At 35.0% G+C, this 3,572-nt stretch carries 4 protein-coding genes; all 4 read right to left on the bottom strand.

Features of this window, described 5'->3' with window-relative positions; translation table 11 throughout:
* Window positions 1-100: 100 nt before the first annotated feature.
* Window positions 101-1,081 (bottom strand): malate dehydrogenase, encoded by a 981-nt coding sequence (gene mdh / locus AOG54_RS01855; protein WP_048102376.1) that lies wholly within the window; start codon window positions 1,079-1,081, stop codon window positions 101-103.
* Between the two features lie 56 nt (window positions 1,082-1,137).
* Window positions 1,138-2,265 (bottom strand): citrate synthase, encoded by a 1,128-nt coding sequence (gltA, locus tag AOG54_RS01850; protein WP_048102374.1) that lies wholly within the window; start codon window positions 2,263-2,265, stop codon window positions 1,138-1,140.
* Between the two features lie 275 nt (window positions 2,266-2,540).
* Window positions 2,541-2,900, bottom strand: a complete 360-nt coding sequence (locus tag AOG54_RS01845) for a type II toxin-antitoxin system VapC family toxin (RefSeq protein ID WP_048102373.1) — start codon at window positions 2,898-2,900, stop codon at window positions 2,541-2,543.
* On the bottom strand, window positions 2,897-3,508 hold the full coding sequence (locus AOG54_RS01840) for a translation initiation factor IF-2 subunit beta (protein WP_052656875.1): 612 nt from the start codon (window positions 3,506-3,508) through the stop codon (window positions 2,897-2,899). Before AOG54_RS01840 ends, AOG54_RS01845 begins: the two co-directional genes overlap by 4 nt.
* Window positions 3,509-3,572: the final 64 nt, after the last annotated feature.

Here is a 3,572-nt window from a genome sequence, read left to right as displayed (position 1 = left end):
TAAATTAAAGTTAATGTACATAATATAACACTAAATAAAAATTTACGCAATTTAATGATTATATTCGTTATATTTAAAAATATTTATAAGGATATAAAAATTAACTTTTTATTTTTCCCGAGAAATAATCGTCTGCAAGTTTGGAATTCTTTTTTACAGATTCAACGCTTTTCTCCCATGCGGCCTTATCCTCCTCATTAAACTGTAAATCATAGATTTCCTCAACACCACTGGCACCTATTTTAATAGGAACTCCAATAAACATGTTTTCTATTCCATAGTGTTTTGCATGATTACCTGTGAGGTATGCAGCACATGGAATTACCCTCTTCTTATTTTTAATTATGGATTCCACCATTACAGCTATTGATATTGAGGGTGCATAAAAAGCAGTTCCTGTTTTATAAAGGTTGAGTATCTCACCACCACCGAATCTTGTCCTTTTGATAATTTCATCTATTTTTTCCTTTGGAAGAAGATGTTCTATTGGTATTCCAGATACACTTGAGTACCTTATGAATGGAACCATATCATCCCCATGGCCGCCTATGACAAATGCATTTACATCCTCAACGGAAACATCAAGAGCCTCTGCAAGAAATGTTCTAAATCTTGCGCTGTCCAGTGATCCACCAAGCCCGAGAATTCTAGATGGTTCTATGCCAGATGCCTTTTGAAGTGCATATGCCATTATATCTGCAGGATTTGTAACCGCAACTATAATTGATTCAGGTGAATATTTTTTAATTTTTTCTCCAACATCCTTCATTATGCCTATATTTTTTAGAAGTAAATCATCCCTGCTCATTCCTGGCTTCCTTGCAAGACCAGCAGTAACAACTATTACATCAGAACCCTTTAAATTTTCATACTCTTTCTCATCAGCGGTGCAGAAACCCCTCAATTTATAATCAAAACCCCAGTGGGGTGCACCCTCCTGAATGTCAAGAGCCTTTCCAGCAGCAAGCCCGTCAACAATATCAAAAATATATATGTCGGCCACATCTTTTATTGCCAGAACCTGTGCCACACTGGCTCCAACAGCGCCAGCGCCAATAATAGAAATTTTCTTGTTTGCCATAGGCTTATATTTCAATTAAAATTAAATATTTTTGTAACTTCCATAAAATAAAAAAATTATCTTTCATCAATTTTTTTAAACTGTTTTTCCCCAGGCCCTATGTAAACCGCCCTTGGCCTTATAAGCCTCTCCTCATTTTCAACGTATTCCGAGATATGTGCAACCCATCCAAGAACCCTAGAAAATCCAAATAATACCGTGAATGTATATACCGGAAATCCAATTTCGTTAAATACAAGCCCGGAATAATAATCTGTATTTGGATATATACCCTTTGAGGAAAATCTTTTTATTCCAAGGTCTTCAAGATTTTCTGCTATTTTAAGCAAATTCTTTTCATCGTCAGTAATGGCCAGCTTTTCCGCTATTGATTTAAATATTTTCATTCTTGGGTCATATGTTTTATAAACCCTGTGGCCAAATCCCATGAGCTTTTTATTTTTATTCACAATATTATCTTCGAACCATGAATCCACATTTTCGGGTTTTTTAATGGCGAGAAACTGGTTGAATGCTGCCTCAGCAGCCCCTCCATGCAGTGGCCCCTTCAATGCGGCAATTGCAGCAGTAATGCATGAATACATATCTGACAATGTTGATGCGGCGATTAAGGCGGCCGTGGTGGATGCTGGCACCTCATGGTCAATATAGATTATAAGAGCGGCATTCATTGCATTAATTTCATCCTCAGTGACATTGTCAAAGCAGTTTCTTAAAAATGCCTCGGCATATCCATATTTTGGGTCAGGTTCCTTTAATCTTAATCCCATTTTATGCCTGTAAATGTTGGAAATAATGCCCAGGTTTTCGCCAAGTATTTTTGTTGCCTGTTTTCTATCATTTTCCTTATTCCATGAGTACTCACCGGATGACATGGATGCAAAGGCAGTTTCCATCATTGTCAGTGCATCTGAATCCCTTGGCAGCTCTGAAATAAGGCTAAGCACATGCCTTGGCAGTTTGTAATGTTCCTTTAATTCTTTTGTAAATTCATCCAGCTGCTTTTTATTGGGAAGCTCACCATAAATCATTAAATATGAAACCTCCTCAAAGGAGCAGTTACTGACAAGGTCATTAATATCATATCCGCGGTATCTAAGTATGCCCTTAATTCCATCTATGTATGTCAATGATGTATGCTTAATAAATACATCTTCCAAACCCAAATTTATATCACTTTCCATATGATCACCCTATATTCTTTTCATGGTTATTTTACCCAGATTTTATCTTTTTCAGCAATTGTTCAATTTTTTGATTGTTTTTTGTGGTGGTTTTATGGGTAAGATAGATCATGAAAGGATATAATTTTTAATCTTATCCTTAAATTTAAACATTATGATAGGAAAATAAATAAACAAATAATAATTTTAAAATAAATGACAATATTAATATTATATTTTAATAAAATATTAATTTCGGCAATATATTAAATAAATTAAAGCATAAAAAATGAAATTTAAATCATTTTAATTGTTTTACCCTGGGAGAAAATTAAAACCCTGATATTTTTAGACCTTAACCTCTGTATGAGCCCGCGGTCATTGGTTAGAACATAGCAATTTAAAGCCTCAGCCGTTTTTAATATACAGTCATCACCCATCCCTGAGGACCTAATAACATTAAAATACTCTGAATATTTTAGGGCCGCCCCGGCATACCAGTATGTCCTTGATAATCCCTTTAATTCATCTATTACACATTCAGGAATTAATATTTCAAATGCAACCGGTAAATTTAAAATTGCATTTCTTATATCAAGCCTATTTTTTATTGAGTATATTAGGGAATTTGTATCTGTAATTAAGGTCTCTTTCATTTTACAACTTCGGCTATGGCTATATTCTTTCTAATCTTTTTAATTAATACCCTTACATTCTGCCCCTTCTTAACACCGGGTATGTATATTATAAAATCTCCATATCTTGCATGGCCTTCACCTGATCTTCCTATCTCTGTTACAGTAACATTGTACGTTTTGCCCTCAGATAACTCTGATTCCTCCTCCTTGATTTCCCTAACAGTTCTTATTGGATGCTGGGCGCCGCACGCCTTGCAAACAAGCAGGCTGGTTCTGCCCACCTTTTCTATGACAGTATCAGGTGAATTGCATTCATAGCAAAAAACATAGGTGGCCATATACTGGTCCATCTTCGCCCTTATTTCCTCCTCACTGATCTTTCTGTTAATAATTAGCCTTCTCTGGTCAATGTTGGCCCCAATACCGAATTCTTTTGTTAAGTATTTTACAATATCCTCGGGATTCCTGTTAAGCATGTCTGCTATATCAAGGAAGTTCCTGATAATCGTGGTCTTACCCTCATATATTATATCTGGCTCCGGTACCTTAAGCCTTTCCTCGAATTTATTTTTCTGTGATAATACATCTGAAGCATCATTTAATAATTTATTATAATCAAAGTCCATAATTGGTAATGCCTTTAATGGATATTAACATTATTTTATTATAATATTATTTAATAAAATGTAC

The sequence above is a fragment of the Acidiplasma aeolicum genome (assembly GCF_001402945.1).
GTDB lineage: Archaea > Thermoplasmatota > Thermoplasmata > Thermoplasmatales > Thermoplasmataceae > Acidiplasma > Acidiplasma aeolicum.
This window is presented reverse-complemented; position numbering and strand designations above follow the sequence as displayed.

Excerpts from the sequence above, each read along its gene's own strand:
- AOG54_RS01845 (WP_048102373.1), bottom strand. The coding sequence starts at position 2,900 with ATGAAAGAGACCTTAATTACAGATACAAATTCCCTAATATACTCAATA.
- gltA (WP_048102374.1), bottom strand. The coding sequence starts at position 2,265 with ATGGAAAGTGATATAAATTTGGGTTTGGAAGATGTATTTATTAAGCAT.
- mdh (WP_048102376.1), bottom strand. The coding sequence starts at position 1,081 with ATGGCAAACAAGAAAATTTCTATTATTGGCGCTGGCGCTGTTGGAGCC.
- AOG54_RS01840 (WP_052656875.1), bottom strand. The coding sequence starts at position 3,508 with ATGGACTTTGATTATAATAAATTATTAAATGATGCTTCAGATGTATTA.